Genomic DNA, 26435 nt, shown 5'->3' with positions numbered 1-26435 from the left:
CCACCCGCCACGGCGAAGGACCCTCGCGCTGTGTCCGTGCATACGGCACTACGATGGAAGCTTCCGCGCCCGCAGCGCCAACCCTCGCCTACCCGGAACAAGCCATTCTTCGCTTCTTGGGAAGGCCAGACGCATCCTCATGGGGAACAAGGGGAACTCAATGTCGTTCATCGGCCGTGACATGGCTATCGACCTCGGGACTGCCAACACGCTGGTGTACGTCAGGGGGCGCGGCATCGTTCTGAACGAGCCGTCCGTCGTGGCCATCAACACCAACACCGGCGGAATCCTGGCGGTCGGCGCCGAGGCAAAGAAGATGATCGGCCGCACACCGGGCAACATCGTTGCCGTGCGGCCTCTGAAGGACGGCGTCATCGCCGACTTCGAGATCACGGAGCGCATGCTCCGCTACTTCATCCTCAAGATCCACAAGCGCCGTTACCTGGCCCGCCCGCGGGTCGTCGTCTGTGTGCCCTCCGGCATCACGGGGGTCGAGCGGCGCGCCGTCATCGAGGCGTCGACGCAGGCAGGCGCGCGCCAGGTGCACATCATCGAGGAGCCCATGGCCGCGGCCATCGGCTCCGGCCTCCCGGTCCACGAGGCCACGGGCAACATGGTCGTCGACATCGGTGGCGGCACCACCGAGGTCGCCGTGATCTCACTCGGCGGGATCGTCACCGCCCAGTCGATCCGGGTCGCCGGTGACGAGCTGGACAACGCGATCATCCAGCACGTCAAGAAGGAGTACTCCCTCCTCCTCGGTGAACGCACCGCCGAACAGATCAAGATCACGATCGGCTCGGCCTACGAGATGGAGAAGGACGAGCACACCGAGATCCGCGGACGCGACCTGGTCTCGGGCCTGCCCAAGACCGTGGTCATCTCCGCGACCGAGGTCCGCAAGGCCATCGAGGAACCGGTCAACGCGATCGTCGACGCCGTGAAGACGACGCTCGACAAGTGCCCGCCGGAGCTCTCGGGCGACATCATGGACCGCGGCATCGTCCTCACCGGCGGCGGCGCGCTCCTGCGCGGACTCGACGAACGGCTCCGCCACGAGACGGGCATGCCGATCCACATCGCCGAGGACCCGCTGGACTCGGTGGCGCTCGGATCCGGTAAGTGCGTCGAGGAGTTCGAGGCACTCCAGCAGGTGCTGGACGCCCAGCCCCGACGGTAGGACACGGTGTTCCGCCGTACGGGCACTGCCCTCCCGTACGGCGGAACGTCGGTATACAGGCACGAACATTCCGACGAGGAAGGCACGGCCGCCGCACGTGAGGGACACACGAGAGAGCCGGCTGCTCCTGGTGCTGCTGATCGCCATCGCATTCGCCCTGATCACGGTGGACATCCGCGGTGGCGAGGAGTCACCGGTGGACGGAGCCCGGCAGGCCGCGGCCACGGTCTTCGGACCGGTCGAGAACGGCGTCGCGGCGGCGGTGGACCCGGTGGGCAACGCCATCGGCGCCGTACGGGACTCCGGCGACCGGCATGACCGGATCGCGGTACTGGAGCACGAGAACGCCGCGCTGAAGACCAGGCTGGGCAGCGACGACCGCAACGCCAGCAAGGTCCGACAGCTCGACGCCATGCTGAAGAGCGCGGGGGCCGGCCAGTACGGCATCAAGGCCGCCGAAGTCATCGCGATAGGAGCGGCGCAGGGCTTCTCCTGGACCATCACCATCGACGCGGGGGCCAAGGACGGCCTCCAGCGCGACATGACCGTGCTGAACGGCGAGGGGCTGGTCGGCCGGATCACCACCGTCGGCCCTGACACAGCGACCGTGCTCCTGGCCAACGACCCCGACTTCAACGTCGGCACCCGGCTGGAGAAGACCGACGAACTCGGCTTCGCCACCGGGCAGGGGTCCAGGCCGCTGGCGGTCCAGTTCCTCAACGGCAAGGCCGATGTGAAGAAGGGCGACCGGCTGGTCACCTTCGGGTCCAGCAGGAACAAGCCCTTCGTCCCCGGTGTGCCGGTCGGCGAGGTCGTCCGCGTCGACCCGTCGGGCGGCGACCTGACCAGGACCGTCTACGTCCGCCCGTTCGTCGGCTTCACCAAGCTCGACATCGTGGGCATCGTCGTACAGGCACCCCGCGAGAACCCCCGGGACATGGTCCTTCCGGCACAGCCCAGGAAGCCGGAGAAGCCCAAGCCCGCCCCCACCGTCACCGTCACCGTCCAGCCGAACGGCGACCTCGTCGACGGCAGCGGGAAGGTCGTCGGGAACATCAACGAGAAGCCCGGCGCGTCCGCTTCCCCGGGTGCCTCCCCCGACGCCACCGGCGACACCGACCCGGCCGCCGACGACACGGCGAACGAGCAGGAATAGAGCTGACCGCCATGCGCTTCAACAGGATCCTGCTCTCCGTCACCCTGGTCATGGTCGCCCTGGTCATCCAGGTCTCCGTGCTCGCCCGCCTCCAGCTGCCCGGCGCCACGCCCGACCTGCTGCTCCTCGTCGTCCTCGGACTCGCCTTCGTGTACGGGCCCGTCAGCGGCTCCCTCATCGGTTTCGGCGCGGGTCTCCTCGCCGACCTGGCACCGCCCGCCGACCACGCGGCCGGGCGCTACGCCCTGGTCCTGTGCGTGATCGGCTACCTCGCCGGTACGGCCCGCCCGGAGAAGGGCCAGCTCAAGTCGGCGTTCACCCCGATGGCCTTCGTCTTCGCCGCGGCGCTCGGATCGACCCTGCTGTACGCCGGTGTCGGCGCCCTCGTCGGCGACACGGCGGCCCGTCATGTGGGCCTGGGCAGCCTGCTGTTCACCGCGGTGGTGTACGACCTGCTCCTCGCGCCGTTCACCGTTCCGCTGATCATGGCACTCGCCAGACGGACCGAGAACGACCCGGTCGCCGACAGCTCCGGCAGCGCCGACGTGGCCGCGGGCTGGCTGGCCTCGGGCACCGGGCTGCGGATCGGCAGCCAGCGGAGCGGGATGCGCCTGAGGGCGGCCCGCAGCCGTGCCGCACGTGCAGGAAGGATCAAGGGGGTCAAGCGACTGTGAGGCCGTACCGGCACCGGACGAGCAGCGGGGACGGCCGCACCCGTGCACCCCGCCGACCCACCACCACCGGGGGCGCCCCGTGAGCAACATCCCGGAGACGGGCCGGACCCCGCGGGTCCAGATCCGTCTCATCATCATCCAGGTGCTCGTCTTCTCCCTGCTGCTGACGCTCGGCGGCCGGCTCTGGTACCTCCAGATCCGCAACGGGCAGGAGTACACCGACGAGGCCAAGAACAACCACGTCCAGCAGGTCGTGCAGCCCGCCGTCCGCGGATCCATCCTCGACGCGCGCGGTATTCCCCTCGCCGACAACGAGACACGCCTCGTCGTCTCGGCGAGCCGCACCGAGCTGATGAAGATGAAGGACGACGGCGTCGCCGTCCTCACCCGTCTGGCCGACGTCTTGGACATGAAGCCCAAGGACGTCCAGGACAAGGTCCGGCTCTGCGACTCCAAGACCCCGCAGCCCTGCTGGAACGGCTCGCCCTACCAGCCGATCCCCGTCACCGACGAGGCCACCACCCAGCAGGCCCTCACGATCCGTGAGCGGGCCGAGGACTTCCCCGGCATCACCGCCGAGCCCACCGCCGTACGCCGTTACGCCGCACCGGGCAAGGCCAACACCGCCCAGGTCCTCGGCTACCTCTCGCCGGTCACCGACGAAGAGGTCACCAAGGCCCAGGACACCGACTCGCCCTACCTCCGCTCCGACCAGGTCGGCCGCTCCGGCCTGGAACGCACGTACGACAAGGAACTCCGCGGCAAGGCCGGCGTCACCCGGTACGAGGTCGACAACCTCGGACGCGTCATCGGCCAGGCGCAGAACGACGAGGCGGAGCCCGGCGCGAGCGTCGTCACCTCGATCGACGCCCGGGTCCAGGCCGTCGCCGAGTACGAGCTGAACAAGGCCATGGAGACGGCCCGCAAGGAGATGGACCGCAACACCAACGAGCTGTACAAGGCCGACTCCGGCGCCGTCGTCGTCATGGAGTCCAGGACCGGCCGCATCGTGTCCATGGCCTCCCTGCCGACGTACGACCCCAACGCCTGGATCGGCGGCATCTCCGCCAAGGACTACGCGAAGCTCACCGGGAAGAAGTCCAACTTCCCGCTGCTGAACCGGGCCATCCAGGGGACCGCCGCACCCGGATCGATCTTCAAGGTCGTCTCCTCGACCGCCGCGGTCAACGCCGGGTACGACTTCGACGGCAACTACCCGTGCCCGAGCTCCTACTCCATCGGCGGCCAGGTCTTCAAGAACTTCGAGTCCCAGGGGTACGGCAGCATCTCCCTCGGGCGCGCCCTCGAAGTCTCCTGCGACACCGTCTACTACGGCCTGGCACACAAGGAATGGGCGAAGGACGGCGGCAACAAGCCGAAGAAGAACCCGGGAGACTGGTTCTACAGGACGGCCCACCAGTTCGGTCTCGGCAAGGAGACCGGCATCGACCTCCCCAACGAGGTCCCCGGCCGCGTCCCCGACCGTCAGTGGAAGCAGGAGTTCTACGACGCCAACAAGGCGTCCTGGTGCAAGCAGGGCAAGAAGGACGGCACGTACGTCGAGAAGATCGCGTACGAAGGCTGTCTCGAGGGCAACAAGATGCGTGCCGGTGACTCCGTCAACTACTCGATCGGGCAGGGCGACACCCTCGTCACCCCGATCCAGATGGCCACCATCTACGCCGCGATCTCCAACGGCGGCACCCTCTACAAACCCACCGTCGGCAAGGCGATCGTCAGCGGCGACGGCAGGACCGTGAAGGAGATCGCGCCCCGGGCCCACGGCAAGCTGCCGTTCAAGGGGGACACGCGCGACAAGATAGACGAAGCCCTCGCGGGAGTCGCGACCCGGGGCAGCGCCGCCTGGCGGTTCGGCGGATGGCCCCAGGACAAGATCCCGATGCACGCCAAGACGGGCACGGCCGAGGTCTACGGCAAGCAGACCACCTCCTGGTTCGCCACGTACACCAAGGACTACTCGATCGTCATGACGATCTCCCAGGGCGGCACCGGCTCCGGCGCCTCCGGCCCTGCCGTGCGCAACATCTACAACGCGCTCTACGGGCTCGACGCGACCGGCAAGCAGGACCTCGGGAAGGCACTGCTGCCCACACCCCAGAAGGCCCTGCCCAAGATCAAGCCGGACGGACAGATCGAGTCGCCCAAGATCAAGCCCTACGTTCCCGAGCCCCCCGCCGAGGACGGCACACAGGCGCTCGCGGGCGCTCTTCCCGCATCCCCGGGGAGGCGGGACTGATGGCAGGTTTCTCCGTCCCCCGTTACGGTCCCGAGGAACGCGGCGTCTGGGCCAGGCTCACCGCGCGCGACTCCGTCGTGCGCCGGCTGGACTGGCCCCTGCTGGGATCGTCCCTCGCCCTGTCCTTCATCGGCTCGCTGCTGGTCTGGTCGGCGACCCGCGGCCGTGAGTCCCTCACCCACGGTGATCCGTACTACTTCCTCTTCCGGCACGCGCTCAACACCGGCATCGGCCTCGCGCTGATGATCGGGACCGTCTGGCTCGGGCACCGGACCCTGCGGGGAGCGGTGCCGGTCCTCTACGGTCTGTCGATCCTGCTGGTCCTCGCGGTCCTCACCCCGCTCGGCGCCACCGTCAACGGCGCGCACGCCTGGATCATCATCGGCGGCGGTTTCTCCCTCCAGCCCTCCGAGTTCACCAAGATCACGATCATCCTCGGCATGGCGATGCTGCTCGCCGCCCGGGTGGACGCGGGGGACCAGCTGCACCCCGACCACCGGACCGTCGCCAAGGCGCTCGGCCTGGCGGTCGTCCCGATGGCCGTCGTCATGCTGATGCCCGATCTCGGCTCCGTCATGGTCATGGCGGTCATCGTGCTCGGCGTGCTCCTCGCCTCCGGCGCGTCCAACCGCTGGGTCTTCGGGCTCCTCGGCGCGGGCACCGCCGGAGCGCTCGCCGTCTGGCAGCTCGGACTGCTCGACGACTACCAGATCGCGCGGTTCGCCGCCTTCGCCAACCCCGCGCTCGATCCGGCGGGCGTCGGATACAACACCAACCAGGCCCGCATCGCCATCGGTTCCGGCGGACTCACGGGCACCGGACTCTTCAACGGGTCCCAGACGACGGGCCAGTTCGTCCCCGAGCAGCAGACCGACTTCGTCTTCACCGTGGCGGGCGAGGAGCTCGGCTTCCTCGGAGCCGGGCTGATCATCGTCCTGCTCGGGATCGTCCTGTGGCGCGCCTGCCGGATCGCCCGCGGTACGACCGAGCTGTACGGGACGGTCGTGGCCGCCGGCATCATCGCCTGGTTCGCCTTCCAGTCCTTCGAGAACATCGGGATGACGCTCGGGATCATGCCGGTGGCCGGACTTCCGCTGCCCTTCGTCTCGTACGGAGGATCGTCGATGTTCGCCGTCTGGGTGGCCGTCGGGCTGCTCCAGTCGATCAAGGTGCAGCGGCCGATGTCGGCCTGAGCACTTCGCTCCGTCCTGCATACCCCCGGCGATCGCGGATAGGTTCGTCATATGGCGGACTCCAAGCGTGAGGTCGAGCGAAAGTACGAAGCGACTCCCGAGACCCGGTTGCCCGACCTGACCCGTGCGGCCGGGGTCTCGGCAGTCGTCCACCGCGGCCTGAGCGAACTCGACGCCGTCTACTACGACACCGAGGACTTCCGGCTGGCCGCGGACTCCCTCACACTGCGCCGCAGAACCGGTGGTGACGACGAGGGGTGGCACCTCAAGGTCCCCGTCTCCGCGGACATCCGTGACGAGATCCGGGCCCCGCTCGGCGACACCCTGCCGCCCGGCCTCGCCGGGCTGCTCCGCTCCCGCGTGCGGAACACACCCGTGACCCCCGTCGTCCGGATCCTCTCCGCCCGGGACGTCCACCACCTCCTCGACGAGGACGGCGCCCTGCTCGCCGAGGTGAGCATCGACGAGGTCCTCGCGGAGCGCCTCACCGAAGAGGGGCACGGCACCACCTCGGCGTGGACCGAGGTGGAGGTCGAGCTGGCCGACGGCGTGGACCCCGCCCTCCTCGACGCCGTCGAGCGGCGGCTGCGCAAGGCGGGAATCCGGCCCTCGGCCGTGCCGTCGAAGCTCTCCAGGGCACTGGCCGACACCGCCCCGGGGAAGCGGCGGCGCACGAAGAAGAAGGAGCCCTCCCCGCGCAGCGCGGGCGACCACGTGCTCGCCTACGTACGCCGCCAGGTCTCGGCCCTCGTCGAGCTCGATCCCGCCGTACGCCGCGACCTGCCCGACAGCGTGCACCGCATGCGGGTCGCCACCCGCCGGCTGCGCAGCGCCTTCAGGACCTACCGCGGGCTTCTCGACCGGACCGTCACCGATCCGCTGCGCGACGAGCTGAAGTGGCTCGCCGCGGAGCTCGGGACGGAACGGGACCAGGAAGTCCTCGAAGCACGGCTCCGCGCCCATGTGGACGCACTGTCCGAACCCTTGCTCCTGGGCCCCGTCAGTGCCCGGCTGCAGCTCACCTCCGTCGCCCGGCACACCGATGCGCGGCAGCGGGTCGTCGCGGCGCTCGACACGGAGCGCTACCTCACCCTGCTGGACTCCCTCGACGCCTTCCTCGCCGACCCGCCCCTGCGCCCCGCGGCCGCTCGGGCGCCGCGGGACGCCCTGCCGCGTGCCGTGCTCAAGGACTACGAACGCCTCGCGGTCCGCGTCGGGCACGCCCTGCGGCAACCGCCGGGCGCGGAGCGCGACGTGGCCATGCACGAGGCCCGCAAGGCCGCCAAGCGTGTCCGCTACGCCGCGGAGGCCGCCAGGCCTGCCCTGGGGAAGCCGGCCAAGAAGTTCGCCAAGCGGATGAAGACCGTGCAGTCGGTCCTCGGCGACCACCAGGACAGTGTCGTGGCCCGGGGCGCCCTGCGCACCCTGGCCGTCCGGGCGCACGGTGCGGGGGAGTCCGCGTTCACCTGGGGGCTCCTGTACGGCAGGGAGGAGGCCGCGGCGGCGGCGCGGGAGGGCGAACTGCCCGAGGTCTGGGCCCGGGCGTCGCACCCGGGGCTGCGCGCGGCGCTGAAAGGCTGAGCACCGGGTTACGCTTGATGGTCACCCCTGCCAGCTACGAAGGTCCACAGATGTCTGCCGAGTCGGTCTTCCCGCAGCTCGAAGCTCTGCTCCCGCACGTGCAGAAGCCCATCCAGTACGTCGGCGGTGAGCTGAACTCCACCGTCAAGCAGTGGGACGAATGCGACGTCCGCTGGGCACTCATGTACCCGGACGCCTACGAGGTCGGGCTCCCCAACCAGGGCGTCATGATCCTCTACGAGGTGCTCAACGAGCGCGAGGGAGTCCTCGCCGAGCGCACGTACAGCGTGTGGCCGGACCTCGAGGAGCTGATGCGCGCGCACGAGGTGCCGCAGTTCACCGTGGACAGCCACCGTCCCGTCGGCGCCTTCGACGTGTTCGGCCTCAGCTTCTCCACCGAGCTCGGCTACACCAACATGCTCACGGCCCTGGACCTCGCGGGCATCCCGCTGGAGTCCAAGGACCGCACCGTCGACCACCCGATCGTGCTGGCGGGCGGCCACGCCGCGTTCAACCCCGAGCCGATCGCGGACTTCATCGACTGCGCGGTCATCGGCGACGGCGAGCAGGCCGTCCTGGAGATCACCGAGATCATCCGCGCCTGGAAGGCCGAGGGCCGGCCCGGCGGACGCGAGGAGGTGCTGTTCCGCCTCGCGAGGACCGGCGGCGTCTACGTCCCCGGCTTCTACGACGTCGAGTACCTCCCCGACGGCCGCATCGGCCGCGTCGTGCCCAACCGGTCCGGTGTGCCGTGGCGTGTGTCCAAGCACACCGTCATGGACCTCGACGAATGGCCGTACCCCAAGCAGCCGCTCGTCCCCCTCGCCGAGACCGTCCACGAGCGGATGTCCGTGGAGATCTTCCGGGGCTGCACCCGGGGCTGCCGTTTCTGCCAGGCCGGCATGATCACGCGCCCCGTGCGGGAGCGAAGCATCACCGGTATCGGCGAGATGGTGGAGAAGGGCCTCAAGGCCACCGGCTTCGAGGAGGTCGGCCTCCTGTCGCTCTCCTCCGCGGACCACTCCGAGATCGGTGACATCGCCAAGGGCCTCGCCGACCGGTACACCGAGGACAAGATCGGCCTCTCGCTGCCCTCCACCCGCGTCGACGCGTTCAACGTGGACCTGGCCAACGAGCTGACGCGCAACGGCCGCAGGTCGGGTCTCACCTTCGCCCCCGAGGGCGGCTCCGAGCGCATGCGCAAGGTCATCAACAAGATGGTCTCGGAGGAGGACCTGATCCGCACCGTCGCCACCGCGTACGGCAACGGCTGGCGTCAGGTGAAGCTGTACTTCATGTGCGGCCTGCCCACCGAGACCGACGAGGACGTCCTCCAGATCGGTGACATGGCGGTCAACGTGATCGCCAAGGGCCGTGAGGTCTCCGGGCAGAACGACATCCGCTGCACCGTCTCCATCGGCGGTTTCGTGCCCAAGCCGCACACCCCCTTCCAGTGGGCCCCGCAGCTCAGCGCCGAGGACACCGACGCCCGGCTGAAGAAGCTCCGGGACAAGATCCGTGACGACAAGAAGTACGGCCGCTCCATCGGCTTCCGCTACCACGACGGCAAGCCCGGCATCGTCGAGGGCCTGCTCTCGCGCGGGGACCGCCGGGTCGGCTCCGTCATCCGTGAGGTCTACGAGTCCGGTGGCCGCTTCGACGGCTGGCGTGAGCACTTCAGCTACGACCTGTGGATGAGGAGCGCGGACAAGACGCTCCCCGCCTTCGGGGTGGACGTCGACTGGTACACCACCCGCGAGCGGACCTACGAGGAGGTCCTGCCCTGGGACCACCTCGACTCCGGCCTCGACAAGGACTGGCTCTGGGAGGACTGGCAGGACTCGCTCGACGAGACCGAGGTCGAGGACTGCCGCTGGACGCCGTGCTTCGACTGCGGCGTGTGCCCGCAGCTCGACCTGGACATCCAGATCGGCCCCACCGGCAAGAAACTCCTGCCGCTGACGGTCGTGAAGTAGGCCCCCTCCGGGTGACAGCCCGGTGACGGACGCCCGGCCCGGGAAACTCCGGGCCGGGCGTTCGCGTCATGCAGGGCATGGACTCCGACGAGCAGCAGCACCGCCCGCCGCCTACGCCGTACGAGGTCGGGGAGGGCTGGCTGACGGTCCTCGTCAGGGTCCCGGTGCGGATCGTGATGCTGGTCCTGGTCCTGCCCGTACGCCTGCTCCACGACCTCCTCCTCGCGGGTGGCCGCGTCGTGGAGCGGGTGCTGCTGCGCCCCCTGGGGCGGGCGATGGAGTGGCTGTACGACCATGTGCTCGCCCCGGCCGGGAGGGCTCTCGCCTGGCTGGCGGTGGCGCTTCTGGTGTGGCCCTGGGCGGGACTGTGGCGGTACGTGGTCGTCCCCCTCGTCCGGTACGGCCTCGTCGTCCCGATGGGATGGTTCCACGCGGCCGTACTCGCTCCGGCCGGACGCGGGCTCCGGTGGGTGTACGACAGGCTGTTCGTCCCGTCGGTGACCTGGCTCGTCACCGTGCTCCTGGTGCGGCCGGCCCTCGGGATGTGGCGGTACGGCGTGAAGCCGCTCGGCACGGCGGCGGACCGGCTCGTCACCCACCTGCTCGTGCTGCCCGTCGCGTGGACGTACCGGCACGTGCTGACCCCGGTCGGACACGGCATCGGGTGGACGCTCGGCATGACCGGACGGGGGTTGGCCGCTGCCGGGCGGGGTCTCTGGACCGCTGCCGCACGGCTGGTCATGACGCTGCTCGTGCTGCCGCTCGTGTGGGTGTACCGACGGGTCCTGGCCCCGGTGGGCCGGGAGATCGCGGGGGCCGTCGAAGTCGCCTGGCGGGTCGCCGGGTTCGTCTCGCGCGCCGTGGGCCGCGCACTGGCCTGGCTGGCGTGGCACCTGGTCGGTGCGCCGGTGACCTGGGCCTACCGCACGCTGTGCGCGCCGGTGGGACACTTCCTCCGCGACACGGCGTGGGCACCCGTCAGGCGTGCCGCTTCGGAGGCCGGGCGCGCGGCCCGCAGCGCCCTGGCCTCGGCCCGGGAGACCCTTCGCACGGCGCGCAAGGACGCGTGGCGTGTGCTGGTGGGAGCGCCGCAGGTCACGGGCGTGCGGGAATTCGAAGAGTCCGCTGCGCGTACCCTGGGTAGGACAACGACTGTCCCCAGAGCGGCGCACGCGTCCGAGATCTTCCCGCCGGCCGGCGAAACCGTCGAGCGGGGGTGAGCCGGAGCGGCACCCCGGGGCGCCACGTATTTCGTGGGCGGCACGTCACCGCGGCCGCCCCGCACCGAGGAGAAGAACCACTGGGCAAGCGACAGCCCGAAGGCCCGCCGCCCGCACCGGCGGTGCAGCGCATCAGACTGCGCTACACCAAGCGGGGCCGCCTCCGGTTCACCAGTCACAGAGATTTCCAGCGTGCCTTCGAGCGGGCCCTGCGCCGCTCGGAGGTACCCATGGCCTACTCGGCGGGCTTCACCCCGCATCCGAAGGTGTCGTACGCCAACGCCGCCCCCACGGGTACGGGCAGTGAGGCCGAATTCCTGGAGATCGCCCTCACCGAGGCGCGGGATCCGGACACCCTGCGCGAACTGCTCGACGCGTCGATGCCCGAGGGCCTCGACGTCATCGACGCGGTGGAGGCCCGCACCTCGGGCCTCGCCGACCGGCTGACCGCGTCCGTGTGGGAGATGCGGCTGGACGGGGTGAGCGTCCAGGACGCCGAGAAGGCCGTCACCGCCTTCATGGGTGCCGGGACCGTCGAGGTCCAGCGCCGCGCGAAGAACGGCATGCGGACCTTCGACGCCCGCGCGGCGGTCGCCGGCCTCCAGGCCCTTGATCCACAGTCCGATAGGTCCGGGGACAGGCCCTGTGCGATACTGCGCCTGGTAGTGCGGCACGTGACACCTGCCGTGCGACCCGACGACGTCCTGTCCGGTCTCCGAGCTGTGGCCGACCTGAAGCCGCCGGTCCCCGCAGCGGTGACCAGGCTGGCGCAGGGGCTCTTCGACGAGGAGTCCGGCACGGTGACCGACCCGCTCGCGCCCGACCGCGAGGCAGCCCCGGCCGTTCCCACGGCCGATCAGGCCGCCGCCGCGACGGCGCCGGATGGTGCAGGTTCCGCGTAAGGCGGTCGTTGTAGCGCAGCCCTTGGACTCGGGAGCCACCTGGGTCGGGCCGCGCACCGCCCCATAAGACTTTCGCCAGGCCGTGCGCAGCGCGTACGGAACCGGCGAGCCAGACATCAGCTCCCGTGCGGCGCCCGCGCCCCGGACGGCGGTATCGCGCACATCGCGCGAATCGCGTCGGACCGGAACCAGGCGTGGCGCCCGGGAGCGCGACGGGAGAACCGCCCGCATGCACGAGCCGAACGAACCCGGTACCACCGGAAACCCCGCACACCCGGAGGACAACAACGCCCCCGGGGACAAGCTGCCGCCGCGCCGCAGGCGCCGCGCGGCGTCCCGCCCCGCCGGCCCGCCCTCGGGCGCGGCCGCCGCCGAGGACGTCACACCGGCCGCACCGGCCGCTGCCACCGAGACCGCCGCCGAGGCCGCGCCTCCGGCGCGTGCCCGTCGTCGTGCCGTCCGTAAGGCGACCGCCCCGGCCGGTACGCCGCAGACCGCCGAGGCCGTGGAGCCCGCCGTCGAGGCGCCGGCCGTGGACGCCGAGCCCGCCGAGGCAGCTGAGGCCGCGCCTCCGGCGCGTGCCCGTCGTCGTGCCGTCCGTAAGGCGACCGCCCCGGCCGGTACGCCGCAGACCGCCGAGGCCGTGGAGCCGGTCGCCGAGGCCGCCGAGGCCGAGGAGGAGACCGAAGGGACCGTCGAGGCGCCCGTCGCCGAGGCCCCTGTCGCAGAAGCCCCCCGCGGCCGCCGCCGCGCCACCCGTAAGGCGACCGCTCCGGCGGGCGCCCCCCAGCCGGCCGAAGCCGTGCAGGACATCGCCGTGGCCGAGCCGGTGAAGGACCCCGAGCCGGCCGCGCCCGCCGTCGAAACCGCCGCGCCCGCAGAGCCGGCCGCGCCCGCCGCCGCGCCGCGAGGCCGTACCCGCCGCCGCGCGTCGGCTCCGGCCGGTGCGCCGCAGGGCACGCAGCCCGCCGAGGCCCCTGCCGCGAGCGTGGCCGAGCCGGCCGCCGAAGCCGCCGCCGAGCCCGCCCCGGCCGCGGAGGACGCCCAGGCACCCGCCGTCGAGGCCGCGCCCCCGGCGCGTCCTCGCCGCCGTGCCTCTCGCAAGGCCACCGCCCCGGCCGGCTCCCCGCAGCCCGTCGAGGAGGTCGCCGAGGCGACCGCCGAGAAGAGCGAGAGCCTCCCCGCCGCTGTGGCCGAGGAACTGGCCGGTGAACCCGAGCAGGTCGAGGAGGCCGCGCCGCGAGGCCGCCAGCGCCGCCGGGCCACCGCTGCCGCGGGACGCCCCGAATTCACCGGCAGGACCGAGGAGCCGACCCGCAAGGGCCGTCGCGCGGCGCGCCCCGCCGTCGCCGTCTTCCAGGCCCCGGTCTTCGCCGAGCCGATGTTCCAGACCCCGGAGACCGCGGCTGCCGCCGCAGCCGCCGCCGGTCCCGCTCCGGCGTACGACGAGAGCGACGACTTCGAGGAGCGGAAGCCCTCGGGCCGTCCGGACCGCGCGCCGCGCAAGACCGAGGGCAGGCAGGCAGCCGAGGCCGCCGACCCGGCCGAGACCGCCGCGGAGGCCGCCGAGGCCGCACCGCAGGGCGGCTCGCGCCGTCGCCGCCGCCGCCGTGGCGAGGCCGTCGAGACCGAGCCCGCCGCGACTCCGGTCACCCTCCCGGCCGAACAGCCCGCCGCCTCCGTGGAGGACGAGCCCGAGGCCGAGTCCGAGACGGACGCCGAGCACGAGGGCGACGAGACGGACGAGTACGGGGACCGCCCCTCGCGCCGCCGCCGTCGTGGTGGCCGCCGCCGCCGCCGCGGTGAGGCCGAGTCCGAGACGGACGACGCGGAGCAGCAGGACGACAGCGCCGCGGACCGCTCCGAGGAGGAGCAGCAGGTCCAGGAGGACGAGGACGAGAACGAGGACGACCACGAGTCCTCCGGGTCCAGCAGCAGCCGTCGCCGTCGTCGCCGCAGGCGCCGCAGCGGGGAGCCCTCGGGCGAGGAGACGGTGACGGGCGCGGACGACCCGGAGCGTACGGTCGTCAAGGTCCGCGAGCCGCGTGAACGGCGCAGGGAAGCGGCCGAGCGCGAGCTCGGCACTGGCTTCGACGAGGTCCAGTCCATCAAGGGCTCGACCCGCATGGAGGCCAAGAAGCAGCGCCGCCGTGAGGGACGCGAGCAGGGCCGCCGCCGGGTCCCGATCATCACCGAGGCCGAGTTCCTGGCCCGCCGTGAGGCCGTCGAGCGCGTCATGGTCGTCCGCCAGAGCGGTGAGCGCACCCAGATCGGCGTCCTCGAGGACAACGTGCTCGTCGAGCACTACGTCAACAAGGAGCAGGCCACCAGCTACGTCGGCAACGTCTACCTGGGCAAGGTGCAGAACGTACTGCCGTCCATGGAGGCCGCCTTCGTCGACATCGGCAAGGGCCGCAACGCCGTCCTGTACGCGGGTGAGGTCAACTTCGAGGCGCTGGGCATGGCCCACGGGCCGCGCCGCATCGAGACCGCGCTGAAGTCCGGCCAGTCCGTCCTCGTCCAGGTGACGAAGGATCCGATCGGCCACAAGGGCGCCCGCCTGACGAGCCAGGTCTCGCTGCCCGGCCGTTACCTGGTCTACGTGCCCGAGGGCTCGATGACCGGCATCAGCCGCAAGCTGCCCGACACCGAGCGCGCCCGGCTGAAGAGCATCCTCAAGAAGATCGTTCCCGAGGACGCGGGCGTCATCGTGCGCACCGCCGCCGAGGGCGCGAGCGAGGACGAGCTGCGCCGTGACGTCGAGCGGCTGCAGCAGCAGTGGGAAGAGATCCAGAAGAAGTCGAAGAACACCAGCAGCTCCAACGCGCCGACGCTGCTCTACGGCGAGCCGGACATGACCGTCCGGGTCGTCCGGGACATCTTCAACGAGGACTTCTCGAAGGTGATCGTCAGCGGTGACGAGGCCTGGGAGACCATCCACGGCTACGTCTCGCACGTGGCGCCGGACCTGACGGACCGGCTGTCGCGCTGGACCTCCGAGGTCGACGTCTTCGCGACGTACCGCATCGACGAGCAGCTGATGAAGGCTCTGGACCGCAAGGTCTACCTGCCGAGCGGCGGCTCGCTGGTGATCGACAAGACCGAGGCGATGGTCGTCGTCGACGTCAACACCGGAAAGTTCACCGGGCAGGGCGGGAACCTCGAGGAGACCGTCACCAAGAACAACCTGGAGGCGGCCGAGGAGATCGTGCGCCAGCTGCGGCTGCGTGACCTCGGCGGCATCGTCGTCGTCGACTTCATCGACATGGTGCTGGAGCAGAACCGGGACCTGGTGCTGCGGCGGCTGCTGGAGTGCCTGGGCCGCGACCGTACGAAGCACCAGGTCGCAGAGGTCACGTCGCTGGGCCTGGTCCAGATGACCCGTAAGCGGGTGGGCCAGGGTCTGCTGGAGTCCTTCTCCGAGACCTGTGTCCACTGCAACGGGCGCGGCGTGATCGTCCACATGGAGCAGCCCACGGCCGTCGGTGGCGGCGGTGGCAAGCGGTCCAAGAAGCGCGGTCGCGGCGGGGCCGGGCACGAGCACGACCACGAGCAGGCCGAGCAGTCGGCCGAGGTCGAGACCGAGGCGGAGGTGGCCGCCGAGGCCGCCGCCCCGGTGGCGCTGCCCGAGCCGGAGTTCGTCGCCGACGAGGAGCTGTACAGCAGCGCGGCCGAAGCCGAGGCGGCAGCGTCCCGCGGCCGTGGCCGTCGGCGTGCGACCCGCAAGGTCACGGCTCCGGCCGGTGCACCGGCCCCGGCCGCGCCGGTGGTCGAGCCCGCCCCGGCGGCCGAGCCCGCCCCGGTGGCCCCGGCCGCCGAGGAGGAGCCGCAGCCCGAACCGGTCGCCGAGGCGCCGGTGGAGGCTCCGGCCGCGCCCGAGGCCGAAACCGCGCCCGAGGCCGCGCCTCCGGTCCGTACGCGTCGCAGGGCGACCCGGAAGGCGACCGCCCCGGCGGGCTCGCCCAAGGCCGCCGACGTGACGCCGCCGGTCCACCCGGCCGAGCCCGCGGCGGAGCCCGTCGCGGTCGAGGACCCGGTGGTCGAGGCCCCCGCGGCTCCGGCTCCCTCGGAGCAGGAGAGGGCGACGGCGCCCGAGGCGCCGGCCGCCGGGGAGGAGCCCGCTCCGGCCGCTCCGCCGCGTGCCCGTCGCAGGGCGACCCGCAAGGCCACCGCCCCGGCGGGGTCTCCGGCCGGCGCCGAAGAGGCAGCGGTCGTCGTGGTCACGGGTACGGACTCCGACACGCCCGGCGCCCCTGACGCCGAAGCGGCGGAACCGGAAACGCCGGTGAAGAAGACCGCGGCGCGCAAGACCGCGAAGAAAACCACGGCGAAGAAGGCGGCCCCCAAGAAGGCAGCCGCCAAGACGGTCGCGAAGAAGACCGCCGCGAAGAAGACGACGACGAGGAAAACAGCGGCGAAGAAGACCGCCGCCGCTGAGCAGTCGTCGCCTTCCGTAACGGCTTCGGCTTCGTCCGGCGACTCGGGAACGACCGCCGGCTGAGCGTTTCGTAATCGGTTGTTCATCGATTCGTGTCCCGCCCCTGAGCCTTGGGGGCGGGACACGCGCTTTGTTTCAGAACTGATGCATGAGCCGGTTAACGGGCCCGAAATCGCCTGAGAAATCCCTGATAATGTGACGGCGGTCGCTGCCTGTGAAGTTCCCGGAAGGGGACTACGGTCGGTGACCGACCCGGTTCATGACTGACCGGGTCCAGTTTCCTCGGTAGGGCGTCGGCAATGCGCCGGTGGGGTGATGCGCGGCCTCGTGAGACGTCCCGCACCCCGGACCTCTGCCTGTGAAGAGCTCTTGCGGTGTTCAAGGAGGACGTCCATGACGAGCATCAACGAGCAGCCGATTCCTGCTGCCCGCCCGGTCATCGGTGAAGAGGAGATCGAGGCCGCGGTACGCGTACTGCGCAGCGGTCGCGTCGTGCAGGGCCCGGAGGTCGCGGCCTTCGAGGAGGGCTTCTCCGAGCTGGTCGACGGCCGCCACTGCGTCGCCGTCAATTCCGGTACCTCCGCTCTGCACATGCTCCTGCTCGGCCTCGGTATCGGGCCGGGCGACGAGGTGATCGTCCCGTCCTTCTCCTTCGCGGCCTCCGCCAACGCGGTCCGGCTGGTCGGCGCCGACGTGGTGTTCGCGGACATCGAGCCCGGCAGCTACGGCCTGGACCCGGCAGCCGTCGAGGCGGCCGTCACGCCGCGCACGGCCGCGATCATGCCGGTGCACCTCTACGGTCACCCGGCGGCCATGGACAAGCTCATGCCCCTCGCGCAGAAGCACAAGCTCGCCGTGGTGGAGGACGCCTGCCAGGCGCACGCCGCGGCTCTGAACGGCACCCCTGTGGGCGCGTTCGGTGAAGGCGGAACGTTCAGCTTCTACCCGACGAAGAACATGCACGCCCTCGAGGGCGGCATGGTCACGACGGCCGACGCCGGACTCGCGCGCACCCTGCGCCTCCTGCGCAACCAGGGCATGGAGGCGCGGTACGCCAACGAGATCGTCGGCGCCAACATGCGCATGACGGACGTGGCCGCCGCCGTCGGCCGCGTACAGCTCTCGAAGGTCGGTGGCTGGACCGAGCAGCGCCGCGCCAACGCCGCGTACCTCGACGCGCACATCACCGCCCCGAACGTGACGACGCCGCCGGTCGCCGAGGGCGCCCGCCACGTCTACCACCAGTACACGATCCGGGTGCAGGGCGACCGTGAGGCCGCGATGGCCAAGCTCACCGAGGCGGGCATCGGCAACGCCGTCTACTACCCGACCCCGATCCACCGGCTGAAGCCCTACTGGGAGCCGGACCAGAAGGCGGGCCGTGACTGGGACCTGCCCGAGACCGAGCGGGCCGCCGCCGAGGTCGTCTCGCTCCCCGTCCACCCGTCGCTCGGCGAGGGTGACCTGGAGCGCATCGCCGACGCAGTGAACGCACTGGGGGAGATCCTGTGACCACCGCCGTACTGAGGGCCGGACTCGTCGGCCTCGGCTCCATGGGACGTCACCACGCCCGGGTCCTCGCCGGTCTCGAAGGCGTGGACCTGGTCGGTGTCGTCGACCCGATGGGCGACAAGAACGGCTGGGCGCAGGGCGCTCCCGTGCTCTCCACCGTCGAGGAACTCATCGCGCTCGGCGTCGACTACGCGGTCGTCGCCTGCCCGACCGCCCTGCACGAGGAAGTCGGCCTCCAACTGGCCGACGCGGGCGTCTGCGCCCTGATCGAGAAGCCGCTGGCCGACACCGTCGAGGGCGCCCGCCGCCTCGTCGAGGCCTTCGAGTCGCGCGGCCTCGTGGCCGGCGTCGGCCACATCGAGCGCTGCAACCCGGCCCTGCGCTCGCTGCGCAGCCGCCTGGAGGCCGGCGAGCTCGGCGACGTCTTCCAGGTCGTCACCCGCCGCCAGGGCCCCTTCCCCCACCGCATCGCGGACGTCGGCGTGGTCAAGGACCTCGCCACGCACGACATCGACCTGACCGGCTGGGTGACCGGCCAGACCTACACCTCGATCGCGGCCCACACCGTGTCCAAGTCCGGCCGCCCGCACGAGGACATGGTCTCCGCGGTGGGTCAGCTCTCCGACGGCACCATGGTCAACCACCTGGTCAACTGGCTGAGCCCGCTCAAGGAGCGCTTCACGTCGGTCACGGGTGAGCGCGGCTGCTACATCGCCGACACCCTCACCGCCGACCTCACGTTCCACTCGAACGCGGCGGTGACCACCGAGTGGGAGGCGCTGCGCGCGTTCCGCGGTGTCTCCGAGGGCGACATGATCCGTTACGCGATCCCGAAGCGGGAGCCGCTGCTGGTCGAGCACGAGCTCTTCAGGGACGCCGTCCGGGGCGAGTCGGCCGACATCTGCACGTTGCGGCAGGGGCTGCGTACCGTTGAGGTCGCGGCGGCGGTCCTCGAGTCGGCCGCCGGCCGCACCACCGTCCGCCTGGACACCGATAGTGCGGCGGCCTGAACACCTGGCAGTGGACACAACGTTTCACTGCCGAGCCTGTTCCGCGCTCCGGGGGAGCGCGGAACAGGTGACGGCTCGTTCGTCTTCCACCGGAGGAAGTGCAGTATGAAATCCCCTGCCCGCCGACCGCGGCTCGCCGTGATCGTCGCCAATGGCATCACGGGCGACTCGCGGGTCCAGAAGACGGCGGTGGCCGCAGCCCGCGACGGCTGGGACGTCACGCTGATCGGCAGAAGCGAGACCAAGCGCGTCCAGCGGTCGAGGATGGGTCCGATCGAGGTGGTCCGCGTCCCGGTGACGACGGAGTACGTGCGCTCGGTGAAGGCACGCAGAACGCATCCGCTGCGTGGTGCGCTGACCCAGTTCCGTATGCAGGACCAGACCGCACTCAACCACTACCGCGCCTCCTACCGGGCGTGGGTGCGTCAGACGTCGGCCGAGACCACCTGGTCGGGTGCTCCCCGGCGGGCTTCGCTGAAGGCCGTGCTGCGCGCGCGCCGCGCCGTGTACAAGCTGCGGGTGCGCGCCTTCAAGTGGGAGCAGCGCAAGGCGCCGAAGAATCCTGAGCCGGTCCGTGACTGGCGGCTCGACTGGCCCCAGCTGGTGGACCTGGACCTGGCGTTCGGGCCGGTGATCGAAGAGCTCAAGCCGGACGTCATCCACGCCAACGACTCCACCATGATCGTGACGGCGGCTCGCAGCGCCGCACGGCTCCGGGCGAGCGGTCACCGATGCGCCTGGCTCTACGACGCCCACGAGTACGTACGGGGCGTGGAGTGGCCCAACCCGCGGCAGGCCTACGCCCTTCCGGCGGCCGAGGCCGAGTACATCGGGCGGGCCGACGCGGTGGTCACCGTGTCCACACAGCTGGCGGAGCTGCTCAAGGGCGACCACAAGCTGCCGAAGCTCCCCCTGGTGGTGGGCAACTCACCCGTGCGCGAGGTGATCGGCTCCGGATCGGTGCGGTCGTCCGTCCGCGAGCTCTGCGGACTCGGGCCCGAGGTCCCCCTCATGGTCTACTCCGGGTGGCTGGGGCCCGAGCGCGGGGTGGACGCCGTCATCGACGGTCTCCCCGAGCTGCCGGGTGTGCACCTGGCTCTGGTCTGCAGCCGGGTGACCCCCCTCCTGGAGCAGCTGCTGGCGACGGCGGAGACGCTCGGTGTGCGCGACCGCATCCATCTGGTGCCGTACGTCGCACAGCACGAGGTCGCCGATTACCTGTCCTCCGCCGACATCGGCCTGACGCCGTTCAGGCGGGTGCCCAACTGCGAGGTCTCCCTGCCGACGAAGGTGTCGGAGTACCTTCAGGCAGGTCTCCCGCTGGTCACCAGTGACGTGCGGGTGATCAAGGCGTACGTGGAGGAGAAGGGGCTCGGCGAGGTCTTCACCTGGGACGACCCGGCGACCTTCGTCACCGCGGCGGCCCGGGCGCTGAAGCGTCGTGGTGAGCTCGCGGAGGCCATCACCGAGGACGTGCTCAAGGAGCTCTCCTGGGAGCAGCAGAGCGCCAAACTGCTCGAGCTGTACCGCACCCTGTCGAAGAAGACACCACCGGTGCCGGATGCCGAGGTGTCCTGGACGGTGCAGGAGACCCCGGGCGCCGCACGGATCGGTTCGAGCAGTGGCAGGTCCGGAGTGCCGGTCTGGACCCCGCTCGGCTCCACACGGGTCAAGCTCGGTATCGGGCCGGCCAATTACGCGGGTCAGGGAGCGGCTTTCGCGCAGGCGGTCTCGCAGGCCGATCCGGACGTGTCCGTCGAAGTCGTCATGAACCAGCGCGCCGACACGTTCGACTACCCGGCCGACGTCTACGTCGACGCCGCGCGGCTCGGCGAGCTGGACATCCAGCTGCAGCAGGTGAAGAGGATCGTCGGCCGTTACACCCACCTGATCGTCGACGCCTTCATGCCGGTCTTCGGACGGCTCAACGGTGACACCGTCGCAGGTGACCTGGCCGCGCTGCGCAAGGCACGCGTGAAGGTGGCGCTCCTGTCGCACGGAAGCGACATCCGCCACCCCGACCGGCATCTGGAGCGCCACGAGTACTCCCTGTTCAGGGACGCTCCTGACGGCATCGCCGAGAGGCTGCGGAGCAAGGCCGAGGTCAACCGGCGCATCGCCGACGAGTCCGGTCTGCCGCTCTTCGTCACGACCCCCGACCTGCTGGACGACCTGCCGGCGGCGAAGTGGGCGCCGCTGGTGGTGGACGTCGCCTCGTGGACGGCCGACGCTCCGGTGATGGAGCGCAAGCGGCCCATCGTGCTGCACGCCCCGTCCAAGCGCTGGACCAAGGGCACGGACCGGATCATGCCCGTGCTCACCGAGCTGCACGATCGCGGCGTCATCGACTTCAGGCTTGCCGAGGACATCCCCTGGGCCGAGATGCATGCGCTGGTCAAGGAGAGCGACCTGGTCCTGGACCAGTTCACCACGGGTAGTTACGGCACCTTCGCGGTCGAGGCGATGGCCGCCGGCAAGCCGGTGATCGGTTACATCAGCGACGCGGTGAAGGCCACGACGAACGGCGAACTGCCCATCGTCAGCGCCACTCCCGCCACGCTGCGTGAAGCGCTGGATTCCCTGCTCGACGATCGTGAGGGCGCCGCGGCCATCGGCCGTGCCTCGGTGGAATTCGCGCATACGTACCACGACGGACGCTGGACCGCGCAGGTACTGAGCGGATTCCTCAAGTGACGCGTCCGGGGGAAAGGTTGTTCATGGAGACGCAGGAAGCCGGCATCGAGCGGTCCCGCAGGGGCCGGGTCGTCATGCTCGTCGACAACAAGGTCGAAGGTGATTCGCGGGTCCAGAAGGCCGCCGAGTCCATGGCCGCGGCGGGCTGGGACGTGACGCTGCTCGGTCTGGTGCGCTCGGGCAGCGGCCGCAGCTGGAAGCTCGGTGAGGCCGACGTACGACTGCTGCCGCTGAAGACGCCACTGGCGAAGCGGCACGCCGAACGGCACCGCTCGCTGCTGCGCCGCCCCCTGGCCTACCCGCCCGGCCCGCTCGCCGCGTACAGACGGCAGTGGGCCAAGGCATGGCGCGCCGACGTCGCCGCACGCCGTGCCGCGCTCAAGGTGGTGCCGCAGGCGGTCGGTTCGCCGGCCTTCCGCAAGGCCGAGCGGGCGCGTCTCGCGGTGGCCGGCCCGGTGTCGAAGGTGATGCAGCGCTGGATCGCACTGCGGTCCCGTCATTCCACGGAGGCCCAGAAGGCCGGCCGCAGGCTCCAGGGGCCGCTGGACCGGACCTTCACCGCCGCCTGGAAGGCCGCCAAGGGCAGAAGGGCCTGGCGCAGGCTCGAACCCGCGCTGTGGGACTACGAGCTGACCTACGGCAAGGAGATCGACGCGCTCAAGCCCGATCTGATCCACGCCAACGACTTCCGGATGCTGGGTGTCGGGGCCCGTGCCGCGGTCCGGGCCAGGGCCGCGGGCCGTCAGGTCAAGCTGGTCTGGGACGCCCACGAGTTCCTGCCCGGAGTCCGCCCGTGGGAGGACAACGCGCACTGGATCCCGGGCAACACGGCGCACGAGAGCGAGTACGCGCCGTACGCCGACGCGGTGGTGACCGTGTCCGAAGGCCTCGGTGACCTGCTGCGCGAGCGTCATTCCCTGACCGAGCGGCCCACGGTCGTGCTCAACGCGCCCGACCGGCCGGTCGAGCGGCCCGACGCCGGCCCGGTGCCGGATCTGCGTGAACTGTGCGGCATCGGGCTGGACGTCCCGCTGGTGGTCTACAGCGGTTCGCCGGGTCCGCAGCGCGGTCTCGGCGACATGGTGGAGGCGCTGCCGCAGCTCGACGGCGTACACATGGCGTTCGTGGTCCCGAATCCGGCCGCCGCCTACATAAAGGGCCTGCTGGCCCGCGCCGAGGAACTGGGGGCGGGGGACCGTCTGCACGCGGTGCCCTACGTACCGCACTGGCAGGTCGTCCGGTTCCTGTCCGCGGCGAACGCCGGCTGCATCCCGATCCACCACTGGCCGAACCACGAGATCGCTCTGATCACCAAGTTCTTCGAGTACTCGCACGCCCGGCTGCCCCTGGTCGTGAGCGATGTGAAGACCATGTCCGAGGTGACCCGTTCGACCGGGCAGGGCGAGGTCTGCAAGGCCCAGGACGTCTCCGACCTGGCCCGCGCGATCAAGCAGGTACTCGCCGACCCCGAGCGCTACCGCGCCGCGTACGACAAGCCCGGGCTGCTGGACACCTGGACCTGGGAAGCGCAGGCCGAAGTACTCGACGGGCTCTACTCCCACCTGCTCCCGGACCGCGAGAAGGCGGAGAACAGACGATGACGACGGCTCCCGATGTCAGTGTGGTTGTCGCGGTGTACAACACGATGCCCTACCTGACGGAATGCCTGAACTCCCTCGTCGGGCAGAGCATCGGCCTCGACCGGCTGGAGATCGTCGCGGTCGACGACGGCTCGACGGACGAGAGCGGCGCCGAGCTCGACCGTTTCGCCCAGCGCTACCCCGGCACGGTCAAGGTCCTGCACCAGGCCAACTCCGGTGGTCCCGCCGCGCCCAGCAACCGGGCGCTGGAGGTGGCCACGGGCCGGTTCGTGTACTTCATAGGGTCCGACGACTACCTCGGCGAGGAAGCCCTCGAGCGCATGGTGGCCTATGCGGACGAGCACGGCTCCGACGTGGTCGTCGGCAAGATGGTCGGCACCAACGGCCGCTATGTGCATCAGAAGCTCTACAAGAAGAACGACCCCGACATCAGCCCCTTCCGCTCCAGCCTGCCTTTCACGCTGGCGAACACCAAGCTCTTCCGCCGCGAGCTGGTGGAGAAGCACGGGCTGCGCTTCCCCGAGGACCTGCCGGTCGGCAGCGATCAGCCGTTCACCATCGAGGCGTGCGTCCGGGCCCGGAAGATCTCGGTCCTCTCGGACTACACCTTCTACTACGCGGTGAAGCGCGGCGACGCGAGCAACATCACCTACCGGGCCGATCACCTGTCCCGGCTGCGCTGCACCGCCGCGATCATGAAGCATGCCGCCTCGCTCGTGGAAGCGGGCCCCGACCGGGACGCGCTGTTCAAGCGCCACTTCACCTGGGAACTCGCCAAACTCATCCAGGACGACTTCCCGGCCCTGGACCCGACGACCCGGCAGGAGGTCTGCGCGGGGATCGCCACCCTCGCCGACGAGTACCTCACCGACGAACTCAGGGACTCCCTGGACGTCAAGCGCCGCGTGCGGATCTGCCTCGCCCAGGCCGGTGCCGTGGACGAACTGGTCCGCGCCATCACCGACGAGGCGGAACACGGGGCGCCGCCGTTCCACCTCGAGGACGGCCGGGCCTTCGCGCTGTACCCCGGCTTCCGCGACGAGACCCCCGGCCTTCCCGACCGTGTCTACGAACTGGTCGGCGAGTCCGTGCCCGGGAGACTGGCACAGGGCACGGAGCTCGTCGCCGTGGACTGGGACCAGACCGGCGAGGACCTGTCCCTCGTGCTCACCGCCCGGGTCGGCGTCGTGGGCGACACCGGTTCCCTGACCGTGCGCCTGGCCAAGGGAGCCATGCCGAAGTCCGCGGACAAGCCGGGTGCGCGCCGGCTGCCGTCCGACCATGAACTTGCTCCGCCCGAGGGGGAGTTCAGCGTCGATACGGCCGAGGACGGCCGGGCGAGCACGGTACGCGCCCGGATCCCCGTCCACGCCGTCAAGTCGAAGCTCGGTGTCCGGGTGTACGTCGACGTGGCAGGCTCGACGTACGAGATCCCGGTGAAGTCCGGCGGGAAGCCGCTTCCCCTGGCCCGTCGCTGGCGGCAGGCCGTCCCCTACAGGGTGGCGGCGAACCAGAACCCCAAGGGCCGGCTCGTGATCACGACGGCGCCCCTGTGGGAGATCAGACCCGGTGCGGGCAAGCGGCTGCGCCACATGCTGTCCAGGCTGAAGAGGAAAGTAACCCGATGAACATCTGTGTAGTCGCGCTCGGCAAGATCGGCCTTCCGCTCGCCGTGCAGTTCGCGGCCAAGGGCCACAAGGTCGTCGGCGCGGACGTCAACGCGAAGGTCGTCGAGCTGGTCAACGCGGCCACCGAGCCGTTCCCCGGCGAGCACGACCTGGACGTCAAGCTCAAGGAGACCGTGGGCGCGGGCCTTCTCTCCGCGACGACGGACACCACCGCCGCGGTCGCCGCGTCCGACGCCGTCGTGGTGGTCGTCCCGCTGTTCGTGGACGCCGAGGGAGTTCCCGACTTCGGCTGGATGGACGCGGCGACGAAGGCGATCGCCGCAGGTCTGAAGCCGGGCACCCTCGTCAGCTACGAGACCACCCTGCCGGTGGGCACCACCCGTACCCGCTGGGCGCCGATGCTCGCCGAGGGCTCCGGGCTGACCCCGGGCCGTGACTTCCACCTCGTGTTCTCCCCGGAGCGCGTGCTGACCGGCCGCGTCTTCGCCGACCTGCGCCGCTACCCCAAGCTCGTCGGCGGCATCGACGAGGCGTCCTCGCAGCGCGGCGTCGAGTTCTACGAGGCCGTGCTCGACTTCGACGACCGCGAGGACCTGCCGCGCCCGAACGGCGTCTGGGACCTCGGCACCGCGGAGGCCTCCGAGCTGGCCAAGCTCGCCGAGACCACCTACCGCGACGTCAACATCGGCCTGGCCAACCAGTTCGCCCGGTTCGCCGACAAGAACGACATCGACGTCAAGAAGGTCATCGAGGCCTGCAACAGCCAGCCCTACAGCCACATCCACCAGCCGGGCATCGCCGTCGGCGGCCACTGCATCCCGATCTACCCGCGGATGTACCTGTGGAACGACCCGGAGGCCACCGTCGTGCGCTCGGCCCGTGAGGCCAACGCCGCGATGCCCGAGTACTCCGTCGACCTGCTGGCCGCGGCCTACGGCGACCTGGACGGCGCCGGGGTCCTGGTGCTGGGCGCCGCCTACCGCGGCGGCGTCAAGGAGACGGCCTTCTCCGGTGTCTTCGGCGTCGTCGAGGCGCTGAAGGCGCGCGGTGCGGTGCCGTTCGTCTCGGACCCGATGTACACGGCGGAGGAGCTGACCGCGCACGGCCTCGTGCCGCACGAGGGCCAGACGGTGACCGCCGCGATCCTCCAGGCCGACCACGCCGAGTACCGTGAGCTGGCCGCCGCCGACCTGCCGGACGTCCGCGTCCTGGTCGACGGACGGCGTACGACCGACCCGGCCAACTGGGCGGGCGTGCGCCGCGTCGTCATCGGCGGCTGACCGGCCCCGTACGAACGGCTGAGGGCCCCACCCGGCACCTTGGGTTCTAACGGTCCTCGCAACACCCGCGATCTGTGGGAGTTGCGAGGACCGTGGTCGTTGGACGCGATGACGTTGCGAGGCTGAGGGAGCG

Annotated in this window: 16 protein-coding genes; all 16 read left to right on the top strand. The window is 70.8% G+C overall.

Going from position 1 to position 26435, the window contains the following annotated elements:
• Positions 1-160 precede the first annotated feature (160 nt).
• The 16 genes from ACF1FZ_RS04200 to ACF1FZ_RS04125 all read left to right on the top strand — a co-directional run bounded on the left by ACF1FZ_RS04200 (position 161) and on the right by ACF1FZ_RS04125 (position 26302).
• Positions 161-1180 carry a rod shape-determining protein gene (locus tag ACF1FZ_RS04200; RefSeq protein WP_391771832.1) on the top strand — a complete coding sequence of 340 codons (1020 nt, stop codon included), beginning with the start codon at positions 161-163 and terminating at the stop codon, positions 1178-1180.
• Between the two features lie 97 nt (positions 1181-1277).
• A complete protein-coding gene (mreC, locus tag ACF1FZ_RS04195) occupies positions 1278-2336 on the top strand; it encodes a rod shape-determining protein MreC (RefSeq protein WP_391771831.1) in 1059 nt (352 codons plus the stop codon).
• An 11-nt stretch (positions 2337-2347) separates the two neighbouring features.
• Entirely contained in the window at positions 2348-3010 is a 663-nt protein-coding gene (gene mreD, locus ACF1FZ_RS04190) for a rod shape-determining protein MreD (RefSeq protein WP_391771830.1), read from the top strand.
• Positions 3011-3089: 79 nt separating this feature from the next.
• A complete protein-coding gene (gene mrdA / locus ACF1FZ_RS04185; protein ID WP_391771829.1) occupies positions 3090-5267 on the top strand; it encodes a penicillin-binding protein 2 in 2178 nt (725 codons plus the stop codon).
• Positions 5267-6460, top strand: a complete 1194-nt coding sequence (gene rodA, locus ACF1FZ_RS04180; RefSeq protein ID WP_391771828.1) for a rod shape-determining protein RodA — start codon at positions 5267-5269, stop codon at positions 6458-6460. The genes mrdA and rodA overlap by 1 nt, the downstream gene beginning before the upstream one ends.
• 51 nt (positions 6461-6511) lie before the next feature.
• Positions 6512-8041 (top strand): CHAD domain-containing protein, encoded by a 1530-nt coding sequence (locus tag ACF1FZ_RS04175; RefSeq protein ID WP_391771827.1) that lies wholly within the window; start codon positions 6512-6514, stop codon positions 8039-8041.
• Between the two features lie 50 nt (positions 8042-8091).
• Positions 8092-10017, top strand: a complete 1926-nt coding sequence (locus ACF1FZ_RS04170) for a TIGR03960 family B12-binding radical SAM protein (protein WP_391771826.1) — start codon at positions 8092-8094, stop codon at positions 10015-10017.
• Positions 10018-10094: 77 nt separating this feature from the next.
• On the top strand, positions 10095-11237 hold the full coding sequence (locus tag ACF1FZ_RS04165; RefSeq protein ID WP_391771825.1) for a hypothetical protein: 1143 nt from the start codon (positions 10095-10097) through the stop codon (positions 11235-11237).
• A gap of 122 nt (positions 11238-11359) precedes the next feature.
• Positions 11360-12139 (top strand): TIGR03936 family radical SAM-associated protein, encoded by a 780-nt coding sequence (locus ACF1FZ_RS04160; RefSeq protein ID WP_391771824.1) that lies wholly within the window; start codon positions 11360-11362, stop codon positions 12137-12139.
• A 229-nt stretch (positions 12140-12368) separates the two neighbouring features.
• On the top strand, positions 12369-16640 hold the full coding sequence (locus ACF1FZ_RS04155; RefSeq protein WP_391771823.1) for a ribonuclease E/G: 4272 nt from the start codon (positions 12369-12371) through the stop codon (positions 16638-16640).
• Positions 16641-16970: 330 nt separating this feature from the next.
• Positions 16971-18089 carry a DegT/DnrJ/EryC1/StrS family aminotransferase gene (locus ACF1FZ_RS04150; protein ID WP_391771822.1) on the top strand — a complete coding sequence of 373 codons (1119 nt, stop codon included), beginning with the start codon at positions 16971-16973 and terminating at the stop codon, positions 18087-18089.
• A complete protein-coding gene (locus tag ACF1FZ_RS04145; RefSeq protein WP_391771821.1) occupies positions 18086-19099 on the top strand; it encodes a Gfo/Idh/MocA family protein in 1014 nt (337 codons plus the stop codon). The genes ACF1FZ_RS04150 and ACF1FZ_RS04145 overlap by 4 nt, the downstream gene beginning before the upstream one ends.
• Before the next feature lie 105 nt (positions 19100-19204).
• Entirely contained in the window at positions 19205-21793 is a 2589-nt protein-coding gene (locus ACF1FZ_RS04140; protein ID WP_391771820.1) for a glycosyltransferase, read from the top strand.
• 23 nt (positions 21794-21816) lie between these two features.
• Complete coding sequence (locus ACF1FZ_RS04135; protein ID WP_391771819.1) at positions 21817-23394, top strand: glycosyltransferase family 4 protein; 1578 nt, start codon at positions 21817-21819, stop codon at positions 23392-23394.
• Positions 23391-25022 carry a glycosyltransferase family 2 protein gene (locus ACF1FZ_RS04130; protein ID WP_391771818.1) on the top strand — a complete coding sequence of 544 codons (1632 nt, stop codon included), beginning with the start codon at positions 23391-23393 and terminating at the stop codon, positions 25020-25022. Before ACF1FZ_RS04135 ends, ACF1FZ_RS04130 begins: the two co-directional genes overlap by 4 nt.
• Positions 25019-26302, top strand: coding sequence for a nucleotide sugar dehydrogenase (locus tag ACF1FZ_RS04125; RefSeq protein ID WP_391771817.1), 1284 nt, complete (start codon positions 25019-25021; stop codon positions 26300-26302). Before ACF1FZ_RS04130 ends, ACF1FZ_RS04125 begins: the two co-directional genes overlap by 4 nt.
• Positions 26303-26435: the final 133 nt, after the last annotated feature.

The sequence above is a fragment of the Streptomyces sp. NPDC014623 genome (assembly GCF_043088245.1).
GTDB lineage: Bacteria > Actinomycetota > Actinomycetes > Streptomycetales > Streptomycetaceae > Streptomyces.
Note: the sequence above shows the minus strand (reverse complement) of the source record. Positions and strands in the feature narration are given on the sequence as shown.

What these genes read in the sequence shown, in the direction of transcription:
- ACF1FZ_RS04200 (WP_391771832.1), top strand. Translation starts at nt 161, where the DNA reads ATGTCGTTCATCGGCCGTGACATGGCTATCGACCTCGGGACTGCCAAC.
- mreD (WP_391771830.1), top strand. Translation starts at nt 2,348, where the DNA reads ATGCGCTTCAACAGGATCCTGCTCTCCGTCACCCTGGTCATGGTCGCC.
- rodA (WP_391771828.1), top strand. Translation starts at nt 5,267, where the DNA reads ATGGCAGGTTTCTCCGTCCCCCGTTACGGTCCCGAGGAACGCGGCGTC.
- ACF1FZ_RS04175 (WP_391771827.1), top strand. Translation starts at nt 6,512, where the DNA reads ATGGCGGACTCCAAGCGTGAGGTCGAGCGAAAGTACGAAGCGACTCCC.
- ACF1FZ_RS04170 (WP_391771826.1), top strand. Translation starts at nt 8,092, where the DNA reads ATGTCTGCCGAGTCGGTCTTCCCGCAGCTCGAAGCTCTGCTCCCGCAC.
- ACF1FZ_RS04165 (WP_391771825.1), top strand. Translation starts at nt 10,095, where the DNA reads ATGGACTCCGACGAGCAGCAGCACCGCCCGCCGCCTACGCCGTACGAG.
- ACF1FZ_RS04155 (WP_391771823.1), top strand. Translation starts at nt 12,369, where the DNA reads ATGCACGAGCCGAACGAACCCGGTACCACCGGAAACCCCGCACACCCG.
- ACF1FZ_RS04150 (WP_391771822.1), top strand. Translation starts at nt 16,971, where the DNA reads ATGACGAGCATCAACGAGCAGCCGATTCCTGCTGCCCGCCCGGTCATC.
- ACF1FZ_RS04140 (WP_391771820.1), top strand. Translation starts at nt 19,205, where the DNA reads ATGAAATCCCCTGCCCGCCGACCGCGGCTCGCCGTGATCGTCGCCAAT.
- ACF1FZ_RS04135 (WP_391771819.1), top strand. Translation starts at nt 21,817, where the DNA reads ATGGAGACGCAGGAAGCCGGCATCGAGCGGTCCCGCAGGGGCCGGGTC.
- ACF1FZ_RS04130 (WP_391771818.1), top strand. Translation starts at nt 23,391, where the DNA reads ATGACGACGGCTCCCGATGTCAGTGTGGTTGTCGCGGTGTACAACACG.
- ACF1FZ_RS04125 (WP_391771817.1), top strand. Translation starts at nt 25,019, where the DNA reads ATGAACATCTGTGTAGTCGCGCTCGGCAAGATCGGCCTTCCGCTCGCC.